Below are 13,758 nucleotides of genomic sequence, written 5' to 3' on the forward strand. Positions count from 1 at the left end.
TATCCGTCAGCTGGGCTAGCCGCATCGATACCGGCCTGGTGCTCGATGCGCTGGTGATGGCCTCGTGACGTCGTCGGCCCAAGCAGCCAGTCACTGTGCATTCGGATCAGGGCAGTCAGTTCACTGGGCATGACTGGCAAGACGTCCTGCGTGATCACAACCTCGTGTCCAGCATGAGCCGTCGCGGCAACTGCCACGACAACGCCGTGGCCGAGAGCTTCTTCCAGTTGCTCAAGCGCGAACGCGTCCGCCGCCAGATCTATATGACACGCGATGTCGCCAAGGCCGATGTCCTCAACTACATCGAGATGTTCTACAACCCCAAGCGGCGCCACGGCACTGCCGGAGATACTTCCCCGGTAGAGTTCGAACGACGCCATTCCCAACGGCTCAAAAGTGTCTAGGGAATCCGGGGCGATGCACCTGGATGAAGGATAGGAAGCGCGCCCAGCAAAGCCAGACGGCACAAAGCCCAGCGCGGCGGTGAGACCGGGCTGGGCTTTGTTGGGTGAGGATGGACGTTCTACCGTCTGCAATGGCTTGTTCATAGTGCCCCACTTCGTTAAGTGCTTGAAAACATTGAGATCTGGTTCTCGGAAAAAACCTGACACGGGCGATCTGTTCGGGCGACGGCGTCGATCACCCGTTGATCCAGCAGATCACTCGCGCGAATCTGATACGGCGCGCGCGCAACGACCTGCTCCGCGGGCAGCAATCCTTCCTTGATGAGGCGCCGGATTCGGTGGTTGCTGACGCCGAGCTTGGCGGCCGCCTCTGACATGGTCAACCACTCGCCTTCCTTGTGCGCTGACCGGTACGCACGGATGTCGTTGACCATTCGCACGGAACTGACGCGGTGCGCAGTCCAAGTCTTGCCCTGACCGGTGGGTAGGCCCATGCGGTTGAGTGTCGCGGCGATATGTTCGTCGGACCACCTGGTCGCCATGCTGCGCATCACGGCCAATGCCTCCTCTGGAGTGCGGCAGCCATGCTCACCGGAGCGCGGCTTGATGACCTTCACCTGCGAATGCTGTCCGCCGCGCCAGTGGATCGTCAGCACAACTTCGCGGGCCGCGTCGTCGACATCGGCAACGATGTCCTTGACGAGGGAACGCAGCAGCTGCTGTCGCGAGCGCATCGTCACACCCGGCGCATTCCACGCACCGGCAAGATCCTCTGCCAAGCCGGACAAGTCGGGCTTCGCCGTCGCCTGCTTCTGTTCGACTGCGTTCAAGCGCTGCTCACAGGCGAGCACGCGTTGCAACGCGGTCTCCCATGACTTCTCGAGTTGCGCGGCGATCAAGCGGTTGACCGGATCGCAGGCTGCATAACGGCGCTCTGCGAGCGTGGCGTCGTAGCGCGCCTGCTGCAGCTCGAGTTCCGAAATGCGTCGCTGATCAGCCTGGACTTCCATGTGCCTCCGTTCGGCGTGCAACGCAGCTTCGATGGCCAGAGGCTCGACCGCACGCAACAGTTCTCGGGCGACCGCTTCGTCGGGCCGACGGCCGCCAAATGTGAAACATCGCGGCTGCGCCAACTGCAGGTTGGGACGGTCGCATCGGTACACAGCCTGCGGCACCCCGCGCCCTACGTAGGCGACCACAAGACGTCGACCGCAACGTCCACAGGACAGCATTCCGGCGAGCAAGGCCCGACCGCCACGCCCTGACTTCGCGCCATCAACTTTACCGTAGGCATTGAAGGCAAGCTGCTTCTGATTGCGCTCGAACTCGGCCCAGTCGATGTAGGCCTCATGATGGTCCTTGAGCATCACATCCCACTGATCGACCGGCTTGCCATGCTTATAGGTCTTGCGCAGCCGACCGTCCACCAGTGCCGTGCGCTTCTCAGTCTTACCGTACACGTAGACCCCGGCGTAGAACGGATTCTTGAGCACCGAGATCACGTTACGGTAGCGGATCGGTGTCCAGTCGAAGCTCACCATCTTCTTGCCGTCTGAGGGGCGCGGGAAATGGATCTCCTCGGTCGCGAGCGACAGCATCACCTGGCGCGCGCTGCCGAGCTTGCGGAACCGCTCGAAGATCAACCGGATCGTCTCCTGCAGGCGGAGGTCCGGATCAAAGCCGAGTCCGATCTCCCGATGCCAAACATAGCCGATCGGCACGCTGATCCGCAGCTCGCCGCGATGGGCCTTGGCACGTGCGGCTTCGAACATCCTCGCCCGCAGCAGACCAAGTTCGAACTCGCTGATGCTGCCCTTCATGCCCAGGAGCAGTCGGTCGTTGGGGCGACATGGGTCGTAAACGCCGTCGAGGTCGATGACACGAGCTTCGACCAAGCCACAGAGCTCCAGCAGGTGGTGCCAGTCGCGCCCGTTGCGAGCAAGTCGTGAAGCATCGAAGCACAGCACGGCGCCGACTTCGCCGGCGCAAAGCCATGCCACGAGGCGATCGAAGCCCGGCCGCGCCACCATGCCGCTGGCGGATCGGCCCAGGTCGTCGTCGATGACTTCCACCTGGGCGAATCCCCTTCGCCGGGCCTCCGCCACAAGGTCGTACTGGCGGCGTTTACTCTCCAGGTTGGTCTGGACCTGTGTCTGCGTGGATTGGCGCACGTAGACGACGGCCTTGCGGCGAAGCACGGCGGCTGGCAATAGGTCAGAGTTGCTCATCGTCAGCCTCCCTTGGTTGAACGCCGGCGGCCTGCAGCAGCACGACCGCCATCTGCGCGATCACGTTCAATCGTTCGCTCGGAGTCATGCCCTGGAGGACAGGGGACTCGAACGCGATGCTCAATTGACGATGCGACTGTGGCGGTGCCGATGTCGTCAAGGTTCGGCGCAGTCTGGAAACCTGGGTCATGGCGCTCCTCGTGGGTGTGATGAACACCCGCGCAGCTTCGCCGAAGTCCTTGCTGCAAGAGGAGCACGTGCAACTCGTTAAGCGCATCCAGCGCGACACGCGGCGGACCGAGTTCCATGGGTGCGCAGACCGTGGGGTTGAGCATCCACGCGGCAACGACGATGACGATCCCAGGACCGACTTCTACGTGAACGACCTCGCCGTTGGCGCGCTGCTCGCTGTATTGCCGCCTGACGCGACGCCCGTAGAGGGGATGCCAGCGATAGAAGACTTCAACTTCTTGCCCGACATGGGCAGAATGACCCGGCGATTGCAGTGGGCAGAGGCAACTGGCTGTTCGCTGGGAGCCTGCGTGCCGGGCAACGCGCCGCAGCCGTCATGAGCTTGATCCAGTCGGCCAAGCTCAATGGGCACGATCCGTATGCCTATCTGAAGGACGTGTTCTTACGCCTGCCGACGCAGCCGCATAGCCGCATCGACGAGCTGCTGCCGCATCGCTGGCAGCACAGCTGACCACCTGCTCGCGCTCGCCGCCAAATGCGCGGCCCTCGTCAAGATGTGTTCGCCGTGTGCTTACCTAGCAAGCGCCAAATCGTTGCTTGGGAAGGTTGTCTCTTGGGCGTGAGGCCTTCCGGTTCAAGACGACTTCGCCGTGTGCGTACGATCGGCGCGCATGACCGTCCCATCGTCCGGCGCCGGATCTTCGCGGATGTGAATCAATCGCTGCGCCAGATATGCTTGGTGCAGTTGAACTCTGCTCACCATCCTGCGCAGGAAGCGACGACGCGTAGTCCTACACGCTCAAGGCGTGAACACGACGCTTTTCGCGATCAGCACGCCATTGACCACACGGTCCCCCACGATCGTTACGCGTCGCCCGTTGCCTAGATCCGCCACTGTGCCATTGATGAATGAGGTGCCCGAGCCGCTGGCGTCGACAGGTTGACCTCGGACCCTGAAGCTTGCGGGGGACTGATAGGCGCCGATGGCGCCGATCAATGTGAACGACGCCGGCCCCCCCGTACCCGGAACATTGCGGATTCGAAGCTTCTGCACCACCAGTACACCGCCAGACATGAACCCGTCGATCTCGACCTTCACCCCATTGCCAAGAGAGCCCGCAGGACCGCCGTTGATTTGGGCAGTCGTGCCGTCGACAGCAGTTCCCAGCACCTTGAAGGCGCCTCGTGACACGAAACTGGTGATGACACCCGCGAGTTGAACCGCAACTCCGTCATTTAAAGGTATGGCATACCACCCTTGCACTCTCGTGGCGGCCAGAACGCCGCCTGTCGGCGCCGCGAAAGCTCGTGCGCGCACGATGATGCCGTTGGCAAGCGCCGACGAATTGATGCCGTTGAACGCGGCCGCGTTGTAGTCAATCGTTAGCAAGCCGAGAGCAAACGTCTTGCGGACCGTATCGAGGTTTTGCACTGTGCCAGTGACCAAGGGATCGAGCAGGGTCGGCGCAATTTGCACTCGGGTGGCGCGCAAGCTCCCCGGGTCACCGGGCAGTCCCCACACTTGAACGACGCTGCTGCCAGCCACATCGGCCAGTCCATTTGCGTTACCCCACACGGTCGCTGCATCGACACTGACCGTGGTGCCCATCACGACGAAGGTCCCAGCGGCTACGTCAACGCCAGACGCGGGCCCGCGCAGTTCCGCAGCCGATTGCACCTGCGTGGCAACGCCGGTGGTGAAGTTGGTGTCCAGCTTCCCTGCGATACGCGCGCTCATGCCGATCTGTAGCTCTGATGTGTCTTCGAGCGTGAAGGTGGCAGCTTCCGTGTTGTAGCGCGTTCCATTGAGGATGACGCTCCCCAACCCGTCTGCCGAACCGATACCGGCAGCGTCCGCAGTAACCCCTGTGCCTCCGGAGCCCACCCCAGAGCCGTCGGTGCTGCCGTTGCCAGCCGTGCTCGTGGCGTCGCCGGTGCCTGCAGATCCTGTGCCCGTTCCGGCATCCGTACCGCTCGGGCCAGCGCTGCTGCCGTTTCCTGTTGGGGAGTCGCTCACGCCTGCGGGCGCTGTGGTGACGCTAGTGTCCGCGCCGAACCCGAAGCCGCCGACCGGGCCACGGCCGTCGCCACCACCACTGCCACCGCATGACAGGAGCAGCGCCATGGCACTGCTGGAAAGCAGGCCGCACATGAGCCTAGGGAATAGTGTCAACGTGCTCACTGTTTGGGCTCGCTTCGAGGGTGAGGCGTTGGCGTGGGTGTACCTTCATCCTCGTAATAGGTGTAGATGCCGACCCGAATGCGACCGGTCGTGCCCTGAGGCGCGCGCGCCACCGCCTGCGTCATCTCCTGAGCCAACTCGTGGTGCAATGCGGACCAGCGCGTGCGCACCAATTGGTGGATCTGCTCGCACTCCTGGAGTGTCAATCCGCGCGCGTAGACCGCGCGCTCCAGCATGCGTGGGGAGGCGTCCAAGGTGTTGGCCACCGCCGCCAGCAAGTGGTCACGGCCGTTGTCACCGAGGAAGGCGAGCATGGACTGCAGGTCTTCCACTGGCACGAAGCCATCGGCGGTGAGCTCTACAACGCCGTCGACTTCTTTCACCATCTGCAGGCGGATCAGTTCATCGAGGATGGTGCGGTGATGAACATTGCCACGAGTACTCATGCGGGCCACGGCCTCGAAAGACGGCATCTCATTCCCAGTCGTGACAGGCAGCTGCTGCAAGGCGGGATCCTGCGCGACCATCTGCAACCAGAGTGTGAATGTTTTCGCTGCCGCTGACAGCTCGGTGTGAGGCAAAGGATCAACCGTGGCCCTGACGCGCGCGGTGACGGCCTTGCGATTCAGCCCAGTCGTCACGGAAAGTTGGCTCAAATTTGGTTTAGGCACGCCCTGGCGACGCCATGAACGATGCGCTTCCTCTAGAAGCAAGTCGCGCAACAGTTCTTCCAAGTGCGGGTGCTTGACCCCCATCGAGAGAGCAAGCCTGACCACCGGGCGAAGGATGCGCGCGCAGGCGGCAAGGGCCCAATCCAGCCTTTGTTCCATGAGTTCGGGGACGCTGCTCCAATGCGAGATTTTCTACAAACTGACCCTGTGAATCATTCACATTCTGTATTTTAGCTGCGGGCCATAGGCTCCGTGCGGCTGCTCCATTGCCAGGTGTCGCCTAAGAACCTCTGGTGTGGTGCCCTGCCCTGGCTTGATCGAATTCAGAACTGTGCTCTTACCTATAGCTCAATGGTGTAGTAGGCGTGGCTGCCCTTTAGGCCGAGCACCAACTCGTGATAACGTTTACAACGACGCCAGCTAGCGCCTCAGTGCAATATGGGAATCAGCCCCCGCATTGGACGCCGCTCACGCAACCGTCGGGCGTCTCTATACCCCGCCTTAGCCCCTGCCAAGTAATCGGTGTTCCGTGAAGACGCTAGATGTTCGAGTTCCTCAAGCGTGCGGCCCACATCGAAGGTATCTCGCAGCAGGTACTTGCTACTCACCACTGAAATCAACAGCGCCCGCGATCCTCCGCGCCCGGCCGTCAAAGCCGTGCCCGCCGCGGCAACGTAGCCCAGCACGGTAGCCCGTGCGCTCCTAGACCAGTCCGCTGGCGTTGGGCGGTTTGCCAGCATAAGTTGATCCTGAACAGCATCGGCGATGAGTCGGGCAATCTGGTTCGACTCCCTGATGCTGACCGAGTCCAGCACATTCTGGGTATTCGGAAAGCCCAAAAGATCCTTGAGACGCTCGAACATTTCTTTCTCCTTGCTGAAGTGAGGCCTCGGTCGGACAAGGCGCGTGCATCGCGGCTGTCGCAGGGGCCGATCGATTCGGGACAAATGTGAATTTATCACATTTAGTACGAAAACACACATTTTTCATGTGTCGCGTCGACAGAGGAGTGGCTCGGTCAGTGGCTTCAGCACACTCCGCAGCAACTGCTCACTCGAGGCGATGAACTTTCGATTTCCCGTCGATCGCCTCTGATGCTTGCCTGATGGGGAGATCTCGCGACTATCAACATTGGTCTCGCACGAGAATGACTTCCTTAGATCATGTCCGCGACGCGAAAAGGTCGCCCGAATCGGCGCTGCGGCCAGACACGGATCGGCCCGTGCGGAATGCGACCACAGCCGCAACGGGCCAATGCGTTTAAGCTGTTTGTGGGACGTGTTGGCGCCGACCGGAAACTGAGCCAGTTTTGCGGGTAGTGCCGAAGTAAAAGTGAGCCAGGTGTTCAACCTACCCTGCTGTTTATTTAAGCAGCGGGGTTCGAGGAGTGATCACCATGGACATGATTGGCAGGATCCGACGGCTGCACGTGAGGGACAAGCTGTCGGAGCGCGAGATAGCACGCATGACGGGGCTGTCGCGCAACACGGTGTCGAAGTGGCTGCGGGCACCGGTTGCCGAGGCACCGAAGTACCGGCGCGAAGCGCGCCCGAACAAGCTCAGTGCGTTCGAGGCAACGCTGAAGCAGGCATTGACGGCCGATGCGCGACGGGCCAAGCACGAGAGGCGCACGGCACGTGCGCTGCACACCGAGATCAAGGCGGCGGGCTACGACGGCGGTTACTCGGCCGTCACTGACTTCGTTCGAGCGTGGCGCCAGGGCGAGGGACAGGCAGTCAACGTCACCGCGTTCGTTCCACTGACCTTCGAGCTCGGCGAGGCCTTCCAGTTCGATTGGAGCGAAGAAGGCCTGGTCGTCGGCGGCATCTACTACCGTATGCAGGTGTCGCACCTGAAGCTGTGCGCGAGCCGTGCGTTCTGGCTGGTGGCATACCCGAGCCAAGGGCACGAGATGCTGTTCGATGCTCACACGAGGTCATTCGCAGCGCTGGGCGGTGTGGCGCGCCGCGGGATCTACGACAACATGCGCACCGCAGTGGACAAGGTGCATAAGGGCAAGGGCCGCACCGTCAATGCCCGCTTCGCGGTGATGTGCGCGCACTACCTGTACGACCCTGACTTCTGCAACGTGGCCTCGGGCTGGGAGAAGGGGCGTGTGGAGAAGAACGTGCAGGACAGCCGTTGGCGCATCTGGATCGAGGCAGGCCGGCGCCGCTTCGGCTCCTTCGTCGAACTGAATGCCTGGCTGGCGGAGCGCTGCCGGGCGCTGTGGACCGAAGTCCGCCACCCCGAGCACAGCCAGTTCAGCGTGGCCGAGATGCTCGAGCACGAGCGTCCCCACCTGATGCCCATGCCTGAGCCCTTCGATGGCTACGTAGAGAAGCCAGCGCGGGTGTCGAGCACGTGCCTGGTGTCGGTGGCACGCAATCGCTACTCGGTGCCCTGCGAGCTGGCCGGGCAGATGGTCAGCACGCGGCTGTACCCGGGCAGCGTCGTGGTGGTCGCAGAAGACGCGGCAGTGGCGCGCCACGAGCGCCTGAGCGCCTCTGGCGGCACCCGCTACGACTGGCAGCACTACATTCCGCTCATCCAGCGCAAGCCTGGTGCATTGAGGAACGGTGCGCCCTTCTGGTCGTGCTCGACGAGTTGGGTTGCTCCACGATATCCCTGAACTTGTGGCCCAGGAGATGGCCGGCTTCCATCTCGAGTATCTTGCCGCGGAAGAGGTGCAGCGCGGTGCCGCGAAATGACGGTGGCGGTCAATGCGCAGCAGCGCGGCCTCATTCTGCTGAAGCGCCGGGTCGGGCACCGTCTCGACGCTGACGTTCTTGGAAGACTCGTGGGCAAGGGCTGTCATGGTTCAGCGTCCTTGGGATGCAGGCAGGCGATAACGGGAGTGGGGACCTGGAGACCCTCGCGCCTCGCAACGCGGACGAGAAAAAGCAGGCCGTACGCCTACTTTCAGCCGCGACGTTGGCGGATGACCGCTAGGAAGGCATGCGAGAGAGTTGCCCCAGGTTCGCATACCAACAACCCGAAGACGGAGCACCACATGCCCCATCGTCCAGACCTCGCACGAAGCACAAAGAAGCGCTGGTTCGCCAAGCTTGGCCCCGGCCTCATCACGGGTGCAGCTGATGACGACCCGAGCGGCATCGCAACTTACTCGCAGGCGGGCGCCCAGTTTGGCTACAGCGTCGGATGGACACTGCTGCTGACCTACCCATTGATGGTTGGAATTCAACTCGCCAGCGCGCGCATCGGCCGGGTCAGCGGACGCGGGCTCACTGAGGCGTTCTCGCGGCTGTGGCCGGCGCCAGTCGTGTGGCTGCTGATCGCTTCGCTCGTCATCGCCAACGTGATCAACTTGGGCGCCGACCTGAATGCAATGGGCGATGTGGCGGCGCTGGTGATCGGTGGACCGAAGGCCGCCTATGCAGTCTTCTTCGGGCTGCTGTCACTCGGGCTGCAGATCTGGCTGCCCTATGAGCGCTATGTGCGCGTTCTCAAGTGGCTGACCCTGTCCCTTTTGGCGTACGTAGCCGTCGCGTTCGCGGCGCACGTCGATTGGATTGAAGCGCTTAAGGGTGCGCTGTGGCCGCGCTTTCAATGGAACAAAGAATTCGTGACCACCGTGGTTGCGATCCTGGGCACCACGATCAGCCCCTACCTCTTCTTCTGGCAGGCCTCCCAGGAAGTCGAGGAGATTCGCCGCGTTCCGGAAGACCGAGCGCTCAAACGGGCGCCCCATCAAGCGCCCGCGCAATTGGGGCGGCTGAAGACTGACACCTGGGTCGGCATGGGGTTCTCAAACGCCGTCGCGTTCTTCATGATCCTCGCCACGGCCGCCACGCTGCATGCCCATGGACAGACCCAGATCGAGACGACCTCGCAGGCGGCCGAGGCGCTCAAACCTATCGCCGGCAATGCCGCCTTCGTGCTGTTCGGCTTGGGCATCGTGGGCACGGGGATGCTTGCTCTGCCGGTGCTGGCCGGCTCGGCCGCGTACGCAGTGGCCAGCGTGCTCGGCGTGCGTAAGGGGCTGGACCGGCCGGCTGCCGGCGCGCCGGCCTTCTACGCAATACTCGCCGCGGCCATGCTGCTGGGGCTGGCTATCGGCGTATCGGGCGTCAACCCAATGACGGCACTGGTGTACGCGGCGGTGATCAACGCGGTGAGTTCGGTGCCGATCATGGCCGGAGTGATGCTCGCCGGCTCTAGCTCCAAGGTAATGGGCGATCTGGTCATCCCCTCCAGGTGGAAGATCGTAGGCTGGGCCGCCACGGGCGTGATGGGCGTCGCAGCACTGGCAATGCTCGGGACCACCTGGATGTGAGGCTCGTCCGTGGCATTCATCGGGGAAGAAGAGGCGCTTGCCTACACCCCGCCGGTCAAAAGTGGCCATTGTTGTGCTCTTGTCCAATCGGAGAACAGCCATGACACCGCGTCGAAGCGTTCATTCACCTGGCAGCCCTGACAAGACACCTCCGCCTACCAAAGGGGCGAACCCGGATGGCCGCACGCCGGTCGAGTTGCCCAGCGATCCCGCGACGAAGAAGGCCAGCAATGCGGCGCCAATCCAGCGAACGGCTAAGTGACGACGATTTGGTCGCGCCACCACCTACGTCGTTAGCTGGAACCTCATTGCAACACCTTGAACCAGACCATCGCACATTGTGATTGCGAACCCGCCGGAGGGAAGCCCACGCTCTGCTCGTAGGTCGCGCCCTTGAGGGCCCCACTTGCGAGGGTGCCCGAGCTGTACGTTCCACGAATCACGAGGCTCATCCCGCGTTGCTCGCAACAGCGGGACAGCGGGTCACGCGAGCCCTGCTCCCGCAGGGAGTAGCGGCCCGCCAGCAGGAAGTAGTTGAAGTCGCCTTCCACCGCGAAGTCGCGCAGCATCTGCCACTGATCGATGCCCACGCCGATGGCCTTGATCGGCTGTGGCTCCGCGAGCACCAGGTAGGCGCCTGCCATGGCTGCCTTGAAGTGTGAGCGGTTGCGCGGGTCGGTACCGCCGAACACATCGACCGCCTCATCTGGATCGTGGATCGCGAGCATGTCGATGTGCGAGGTGTCGAACCGCTTCAGGCTCGCCTTGATCGAGCGCAGCGTTGGATCGCGCGCGTAGTTGAACTCGGCGCGCATCGGCACGTGCTGAACAAAGATGCGCAAAATCACTCCGGACGTATCGAACGGGATCAGCTCGAAGCTGACCTTGGACGCGATCCCCAGTTCGTCGCGCGGCAGCGGCTTGATCGCCTCGCCCAGGCGGGTCTCGCTCTGGCCTTAGCCGTACGACGGGCCGTGGCGAAATAGCGAATGCCGGCCGCGAACGTGGCGGCGACGGTGCCCTCGGCTTCGCGGCCGCCATAGCTGTGTACATGTTGCCGAAGGGTGCGCCGCCCAGGCCCAGCGCGGTCACGGAAAGGCCGGTACAACCGATCGGTCGTATTCTGCGGAGGAAGTCGATCAATGCTGCCTTCGAGTTGAATTCGTAGGGCAGCCCTGAGCAAGGGCATGAATGTACAAATTCTGAAGGCCGTCGCAGCGATCGGCGAGCGTCACAGCAGCTTTGTGCATTGGGTGCACAAGTCTCGGTACGTTTCGCAAAGATTGACAAATGGTTTTTGCGGTTTGCTTGTGGAGTCCAGCAATGCGGACTGCCTAGCTCAACCACCGCGCAAAACAAGCGGCGGCTTTTCAAAGGAATCTGAGTAATGGGAGAATGGCTGGGCCGCCTTAAGGCGATCAATGCAGCCAAGCAAATCGAGATGTACATCTTGCTGATTGGGCCGGACCCGCTTCGACTTGCGAACTACAAGAAGACGCTCGAGGCACACGCATTCGTTGTCGATATCGCCCGCGACCATGTCGAGGGGATATGGAAAGCCAACGCACAAGCCTATGCCGCGATCGTTTTGGAAGTCATTGCCTCTGACGCGGAACGGTTCGCGACTCTCACGGCCATCAGGCGCACTAAAGAGACACCCGTGCTTATTCTGACCCCACGCGACACCGTCGTGGCTCGTATGGAAGGCATCGACGCCGGCGCGAGTGATTTTCTCGTCACACCATTTGCTGCTCCCGACTTCGTGTCTCGCGTGCGGACATTGTTCCAGCACGCGCCCTCGCGCGAGCGCAAAGTGTTGCGTATGGCGAACCTCGAGGTGGACCTTGAAAGCGAGACGTGTTTGCGCAACGGAAAGCAAGTCGACCTTACGCGAACGGAATTCGCGTTGTTCGTGGCCCTTTTGCGCAACCACGGCCATCACGTGTCCCGAATCTCACTTCTGAGGGCGGTGTGGAATGCCGACATTCAGGAAGAGTCCAACGTCGTTGAGGTGACGGTCCGGCGCCTTCGCATCAAGCTCGACAATCCGTTTGAGGTCAAGTTGCTCCATACGGTGCGCGGCGGTGGATATATTCTTCAAGACCGCTCTGGACCAGAACACAGGACGGCAGCGCGCCCTGGTCCGGCGACACCTCAACCTTCCGTTGCTTCAACTGTGAGCGAAGAGGCAATGGGTCTTGGTCCGGCTGATCGGGTAACTCAGGAGCCGGCGTTTTTGCCGGCTGCAAAAAAAAACGTCTCTCTCGTCGGAGCCAACATGGACCTTTGGAAGCGCAACAACGTATGGATATCCGGCGAGGGCTCCGCGACAATCGTTTTCGCGCATGGGTTCGGCTGTGACCAAAGCATGTGGCGCCTGATGGCGCCTTTGTTCAGGAGCCGTTTTCGAACCATTTTGTTTGACCACGTGGGCAGTGGGAATTCCGACCTCTCTGCTTACGACCGCACCAAATATGACTCGTTGCGCGGCTACAGCGATGACGTAAACGAGCTGCTGGATAAGTTCGCGGAAGGACCCACCATCTTCATCGGTCATTCTGTGAGCGCCATGATTGGCATGCTGGCCGATCTTGACGCCGCAGGTCGAATCGTCGGGCATGTGATGGTGAGCCCATCGCCTTGTTATGTGAACGATGGGGACTACGTCGGCGGTTTCGAGCGCAGTGAAATCGATCAACTTCTCGTTTCCCTCGAAAACAATTATCTCGGGTGGTCGCGAACCATGGCGCCAGTCATCATGGGCGCACCAAATCAACCGGCACTTCGCGAAGAGCTGACGAATAGTTTTTGCAGAACCGATCCCGACATCGCCAAGCACTTTGCGCGCGTAACGTTCCTCTCTGACCATCGTGGCGATCTGGCAAGGCTTTCTACTCCCACATTGCTGTTGCAGTGCGACGACGACGTGATCGCGCCCGTCGCAGTGGGCGAATATATGCATCGCGTTCTGCCCAAAAGCACATTGCGCATCGTCGACAACATTGGCCATTGCCCTCACCTCAGCGCCCCGAACGAATGCGTGGCGTCGATAGAAGATTTTCTGATCCAGATTGCCGATCGTGACCAGCAATAGAACTTAGCAGGTACTGATCAACAACCAGGGAGACTTCGGAAGGACGCTGCATGACTTGGGCAGCAGCGGAGCGTCAAGAACCCGTTGACGGCGACTGGGAGGCGGCTGCCGGGGATCGCGCGCCGAACCGGCAAGTCGCCTGCGGGTGGACTTGGAACCGGTGCCCAGGATGCCGCAGGCAAGTCGGTCGCGGCCGTCATGGCGTCGCAAGTCAACGTGAGTTTGTTCTCGCGATGGATCCGCTGCGCGGAGAAATCCTGATGTTCCCGGCGCCCTGCAGACTCCTCCAGGAAGTAAGCCGGTGCGCGTTGATTCGTGCCTATGGCCAACGGACCGTAATGCTTCGGCCATGCCATCTTGAAGGGGGTCTCGGTCTCCGGCATTGCCACCGGGCTCAGCGACCCTGCAACTTGACAGAACGGCACCGGCGAAAGCCTCGACGGCAAGTTCCGCGCCGAGTGCCTGTGCATCGGGGCGTCGCGCTCGCGCACCGAGGCCGCTGTTCCGATCGCACCCCTGGCGCAATCACTACAACGAGGCACTTGCTCGCTGCAGCCTGCAATCCTTGAGTCGGCAGAGTTAAAACAGGAACCCCTGCTGAGGCTGTGACCGGCGGTCTTCTGCGAACTGCTGTCTTCGCCAACTCGAGGTGATTACTGCGTAGCGAGGGGCTGGCTTCCCAGCCAAGGC

8 protein-coding genes and 5 pseudogenes are annotated in these 13,758 nt (G+C 61.8%); 7 read left to right on the forward strand and 6 right to left on the reverse strand.

From position 1 onward, the window contains the following. Window positions 1-8: 8 nt before the first annotated feature. Window positions 9-404: pseudogene (locus AC0IYU_RS18465) on the forward strand (DDE-type integrase/transposase/recombinase); the annotation flags it as partial. A 158-nt stretch (window positions 405-562) separates the two neighbouring features. Here AC0IYU_RS18465 and AC0IYU_RS18470 read toward each other — a convergent pair. Both AC0IYU_RS18470 and AC0IYU_RS18475 read right to left on the reverse strand, forming a co-directional pair. Then, the gene (locus AC0IYU_RS18470; protein WP_472119841.1) at window positions 563-2,632 is read right to left on the reverse strand and encodes a recombinase family protein; all 2,070 of its coding nucleotides are present in this window, start codon (window positions 2,630-2,632) and stop codon (window positions 563-565) included. Then, a complete protein-coding gene (locus AC0IYU_RS18475; protein WP_472119844.1) occupies window positions 2,619-2,822 on the reverse strand; it encodes a hypothetical protein in 204 nt (67 codons plus the stop codon). The genes AC0IYU_RS18470 and AC0IYU_RS18475 overlap by 14 nt, the downstream gene beginning before the upstream one ends. Between AC0IYU_RS18475 and AC0IYU_RS18480 the strand changes: the two genes are divergently transcribed. Both AC0IYU_RS18480 and AC0IYU_RS18485 read left to right on the forward strand, forming a co-directional pair. Continuing rightward, the gene (locus tag AC0IYU_RS18480; protein WP_472119846.1) at window positions 2,821-3,204 is read left to right on the forward strand and encodes a hypothetical protein; all 384 of its coding nucleotides are present in this window, start codon (window positions 2,821-2,823) and stop codon (window positions 3,202-3,204) included. The two genes, AC0IYU_RS18475 and AC0IYU_RS18480, sit on opposite strands and share 2 nt — an antisense overlap. After that, window positions 3,135-3,335: pseudogene (locus AC0IYU_RS18485) on the forward strand (transposase domain-containing protein); the annotation flags it as partial. The gene AC0IYU_RS18480 and the pseudogene AC0IYU_RS18485, both read left to right, overlap by 70 nt. A gap of 288 nt (window positions 3,336-3,623) precedes the next feature. Here AC0IYU_RS18485 and AC0IYU_RS18490 read toward each other — a convergent pair. The 3 genes from AC0IYU_RS18490 to AC0IYU_RS18500 form a co-directional block, all read right to left on the reverse strand. Next, window positions 3,624-4,949, reverse strand: coding sequence for a DUF5666 domain-containing protein (locus tag AC0IYU_RS18490; RefSeq protein WP_472119848.1), 1,326 nt, complete (start codon window positions 4,947-4,949; stop codon window positions 3,624-3,626). 53 nt (window positions 4,950-5,002) lie between these two features. Next, window positions 5,003-5,836, reverse strand: coding sequence for a DUF6502 family protein (locus AC0IYU_RS18495; protein ID WP_472119851.1), 834 nt, complete (start codon window positions 5,834-5,836; stop codon window positions 5,003-5,005). A 269-nt stretch (window positions 5,837-6,105) separates the two neighbouring features. Next, window positions 6,106-6,540 (reverse strand): hypothetical protein, encoded by a 435-nt coding sequence (locus AC0IYU_RS18500; RefSeq protein WP_472119854.1) that lies wholly within the window; start codon window positions 6,538-6,540, stop codon window positions 6,106-6,108. Between the two features lie 533 nt (window positions 6,541-7,073). On the opposite strand from AC0IYU_RS18500, the pseudogene istA reads away from it, so the two are divergent. Both istA and AC0IYU_RS18510 read left to right on the forward strand, forming a co-directional pair. Then, a pseudogene (gene istA, locus AC0IYU_RS18505) lies at window positions 7,074-8,267 on the forward strand (IS21 family transposase); the annotation flags it as partial. 423 nt (window positions 8,268-8,690) lie between these two features. Next, the gene (locus tag AC0IYU_RS18510; protein WP_472119857.1) at window positions 8,691-9,974 is read left to right on the forward strand and encodes an NRAMP family divalent metal transporter; all 1,284 of its coding nucleotides are present in this window, start codon (window positions 8,691-8,693) and stop codon (window positions 9,972-9,974) included. Window positions 9,975-10,279: 305 nt separating this feature from the next. Here the strand turns inward: AC0IYU_RS18510 and AC0IYU_RS18515 are convergent. Then, window positions 10,280-10,918: pseudogene (locus tag AC0IYU_RS18515) on the reverse strand (aldo/keto reductase); the annotation flags it as partial. Between the two features lie 497 nt (window positions 10,919-11,415). Here AC0IYU_RS18515 and AC0IYU_RS18520 point away from each other — a divergent pair. Beyond that, window positions 11,416-12,060 (forward strand): annotated as a pseudogene (locus tag AC0IYU_RS18520) (winged helix-turn-helix domain-containing protein); the annotation flags it as partial. 192 nt (window positions 12,061-12,252) lie between these two features. Further along, the gene (locus tag AC0IYU_RS18525; RefSeq protein ID WP_472120127.1) at window positions 12,253-13,068 is read left to right on the forward strand and encodes an alpha/beta fold hydrolase; all 816 of its coding nucleotides are present in this window, start codon (window positions 12,253-12,255) and stop codon (window positions 13,066-13,068) included. Window positions 13,069-13,758: the final 690 nt, after the last annotated feature.

Source organism: Variovorax sp. AC103, from assembly GCF_979254005.1.

Coding starts and splice junctions, on each gene's coding strand:
- AC0IYU_RS18495 (WP_472119851.1), bottom strand. CDS start 5,836: ATGGAACAAAGGCTGGATTGGGCCCTTGCCGCCTGCGCGCGCATCCTT.
- AC0IYU_RS18525 (WP_472120127.1), top strand. CDS start 12,253: ATGGACCTTTGGAAGCGCAACAACGTATGGATATCCGGCGAGGGCTCC.
- AC0IYU_RS18500 (WP_472119854.1), bottom strand. CDS start 6,540: ATGTTCGAGCGTCTCAAGGATCTTTTGGGCTTTCCGAATACCCAGAAT.
- AC0IYU_RS18490 (WP_472119848.1), bottom strand. CDS start 4,949: ATGGCGCTGCTCCTGTCATGCGGTGGCAGTGGTGGTGGCGACGGCCGT.
- AC0IYU_RS18510 (WP_472119857.1), top strand. CDS start 8,691: ATGCCCCATCGTCCAGACCTCGCACGAAGCACAAAGAAGCGCTGGTTC.
- AC0IYU_RS18475 (WP_472119844.1), bottom strand. CDS start 2,822: ATGACCCAGGTTTCCAGACTGCGCCGAACCTTGACGACATCGGCACCG.
- AC0IYU_RS18470 (WP_472119841.1), bottom strand. CDS start 2,632: ATGAGCAACTCTGACCTATTGCCAGCCGCCGTGCTTCGCCGCAAGGCC.
- AC0IYU_RS18480 (WP_472119846.1), top strand. CDS start 2,821: ATGGCGCTCCTCGTGGGTGTGATGAACACCCGCGCAGCTTCGCCGAAG.